Origin of the sequence: Romboutsia sedimentorum (genome assembly GCF_030131845.1) — a bacterium.
GTDB lineage: Bacteria > Bacillota > Clostridia > Peptostreptococcales > Peptostreptococcaceae > Romboutsia_D > Romboutsia_D sedimentorum.
Map to the genome: position 1 here is coordinate 1 of NZ_JASKYM010000021.1, position 3,014 is coordinate 3,014.

Sequence of the window (3,014 nt, forward strand, 5' to 3'; positions counted from 1 at the left end):
CTTAAATAAAAGTTTATCTAGGGCTCAGATACTGTTATATATCTGGCTTTATGTTTCGTTTGTTTCAAATTCTATAAATTAACCTACTGTTTAATTTTCAAAGTTCATTTTTTCAACTTCCTTAGTTTACCAAAACATTCTTGCTTTGTCAACTATTTTCTGTTGTTTGTTTTACTTGTTGTCCCTTTTCTTAAGGACAAGTATAACTATACCATCTCAAAATAGTTTCGTCAATACTTTTTTTAATTTAAATTATATTTTTAATTATTATATTTCTTAACATGCTTAAATTGTTAATATACATGAATTCAATATAAAAATAAGTACTTAATAATTATCGAAACTTACCAAGTACTTATTATTAATTCTATTAGCTTTAATATTAAAATATAAACTTATATACGATTATAAATTCTGCTCTACTTCATTATTTTCATAACTTATCCAATCACTAAAACTTCCACAATAAACTTTGTGTTTTATTCCAACTTCACTAAGTCCTAAGCTATTTGGACAAGCTGTTATACCAGAACCACAGTAAACTATAACCTCATCATACTTTTTTAAACTTTCAAAATGATTTTTAAGATTTTCTAATGACTTTATATTTAATTTAGCTCCATCTATATTTAATATATCCATCCAAAAATAGTTTAATGCGCTTGGTATATGACCAGCTCTTTTATCTACTGGTTCAAATTCACCTTTATACCTTTTATTTTCTCTTGAGTCAATTATAGCCACGTTGTCCTTATATAATCTTTCTTTAACATATTCCATATTTACTCTCATATCTTCATTAAGTTCAATTTTAAAATCACCTTTATTAATAGGACTTACTTCTTGAGTTATTTCACCATTAATCTCTTTAAAAGTATTTATTCCACCATCTAATACATATGTATTTTCATGACCTAGATATTTCAATATCCACCAAAGTCTAGAAGGTCCAGCCAAATCACCATCATCATAAGTAACTATTATAGAATCATTACTTATTCCTATATTTTCGAAAGTATTCTTTAACTCTTCTATATTTGGTATAGGATGTCTTCCTCCATGTTCTTTTACTTTACTAGATAACTCTGTTTCTAAATCTACTCTAACAGCATCTTTAATGTGTCCCTCATCGTAACTTCTTTTTCCATATTGTTTGTCCATTAAGTCAAATCTACAATCTACGATTACTAATTTTTCATTATTTAGATTTTTCTTTAGCCAAATAGCATTCACTAAGTTTCTCATAATAGTCCTCCTAAATTTTTTAATTTAATATTCAATACATACTATACTACAGTATAATTTTTTAAAACATACTTTTAGAATAATTTTTAAACTACTTTAACTAACGAATATAATCTCCTATTTAATATAAAAACATTATAAGTATATATTTTCTGAAAATTTCTAATATATAATTAATTAGGAATTCGTTTTTTTTATGGTAAAATATATCTTAAAATGACATATATTTTTATTTAGTATCTATCTTTATTAAATCTATATGTAAATACTAAGGCTTTAATATATTCAATTTTATACAATACATTAAATAAATTTTAGACCAGGAGGGTTATAGATATGAATATATCATCTAGAATACAGGCTGTTCCAGCTTCTACTATCATGGAACTATTAACTTATGCTGCAGAAGCAAAAAAAGGTGGAAAGAAAGTTTATCATTTAAATATAGGACAACCTGATATTAAAACACCAGACGAGTTTTTCAACGCAATAAAAAACTACAAAGGTGAGGTTTTAGAATATGCACTATCAGAAGGATTACCTGAACTTATCGAGGCTATCCAAAAGTACTATCAAGGTTATAACATGAACTTTAATAAAGATGAAATATTAATATTAAATGGCGGTAGTGAAGCTTTATTATTTGCTATGATAGCTACATGTAATGAAGGCGATAATATATTAGTGCCTGAACCATTTTATTCAAACTACAACAGCTTTGCTAAAGCAGTAGGTGTAGAAATAAAACCTATTACTACATTAGCAGAAAATGGATTCCATTTCCCTTCAAAAGAAGAAATAGTATCTAAAATAGATTCTAAAACTCGTGCTATCTTATTTTCAAACCCAGGAAATCCAACTGGAGTTGTTTACACTAAAGAAGAAATTCAAATGATATCTGACATAGCCAAGGAAAACGATTTATGGATAATGGCTGATGAAGTGTATAGAGAATTTGTTTATGAAGGTGATTACACTAGTTTAGGTAACATAGATGAAGTTGCTGATAGAGTTATAATAATAGACAGTGTATCTAAAAGATATAGCGCTTGTGGAGCTAGAATTGGATCAGTCGCTTCTAAAAACAAGGTATTTATGGCTCAAATGTTAAAACTGTGCCAAGCAAGACTATCAGTTCCTACTTTAGAGCAAGTTGGTGCTATTGAACTTTATAAAACACCAAATACTTATCTTGTAGAAGTAAATGAAGAATACAAAGAAAGAAGAGATGTCCTGTATAATGAGCTTGTAAAAGTTCCTGGCGTTGTGTGTAAAAAGCCTACAGGAGCATTTTATATAGTTGCTAAACTGCCAGTTAAAAGCGCTGATCATTTCGTAAAATGGTTATTAAGTGATTTTGATATAGATGGACAAACAGTTATGCCTTGTCCTGCTGAAGGTTTCTATGCTACTGAAGGACTTGGTATTGATGAAATAAGACTTGCTTATATATTAAACAAAGAAGACTTAGCTAATGCTGCTAAGATATTAAAAGCTGGTTTAGAAACATACTTAAAATTAAATAAATAAAATAAGGAGTGTGCTTATGCACACTCTTTTCATTTTAGAAAATCTATATATTTATTTAGTTTAACTAAAATAAGAGATGAATATTTTTTATTCATCTCTTATTTTTATAAACTTATTTAATTTTATACATAAAAAAAGATTACGTGGCTACGTCTTACTCTCCCAGGCAGTTGCCCACCAAGTACCATCAGCGCTAAAGAGCTTAACTTCTGTGTTCGGAATGGGAACAGGTGTATCCT

Annotated in this window: 2 protein-coding genes and 1 rRNA gene; 1 reads left to right on the forward strand and 2 read right to left on the reverse strand. The window is 28.0% G+C overall.

Features of this window, described 5'->3' with window-relative positions:
- Positions 1 to 405: 405 nt before the first annotated feature.
- Positions 406 to 1,245, reverse strand: coding sequence for a sulfurtransferase (locus QOZ84_RS16285; RefSeq protein ID WP_284133950.1), 840 nt, complete (start codon positions 1,243 to 1,245; stop codon positions 406 to 408).
- Positions 1,246 to 1,581: 336 nt separating this feature from the next.
- Here QOZ84_RS16285 and QOZ84_RS16290 point away from each other — a divergent pair, with 336 nt between their 5' ends.
- A complete protein-coding gene (locus tag QOZ84_RS16290; RefSeq protein ID WP_284133951.1) occupies positions 1,582 to 2,775 on the forward strand; it encodes a pyridoxal phosphate-dependent aminotransferase in 1,194 nt (397 codons plus the stop codon).
- A 141-nt stretch (positions 2,776 to 2,916) separates the two neighbouring features.
- Here the strand turns inward: QOZ84_RS16290 and rrf are convergent.
- A 5S ribosomal RNA gene (rrf, locus tag QOZ84_RS16295) occupies positions 2,917 to 3,014 on the reverse strand; the annotation flags it as partial.

Bases quoted from the DNA above. Each gene is read 5' to 3' on its own strand.
- QOZ84_RS16285 (WP_284133950.1), bottom strand. From the start codon at position 1,245: ATGAGAAACTTAGTGAATGCTATTTGGCTAAAGAAAAATCTAAATAAT.
- QOZ84_RS16290 (WP_284133951.1), top strand. From the start codon at position 1,582: ATGAATATATCATCTAGAATACAGGCTGTTCCAGCTTCTACTATCATG.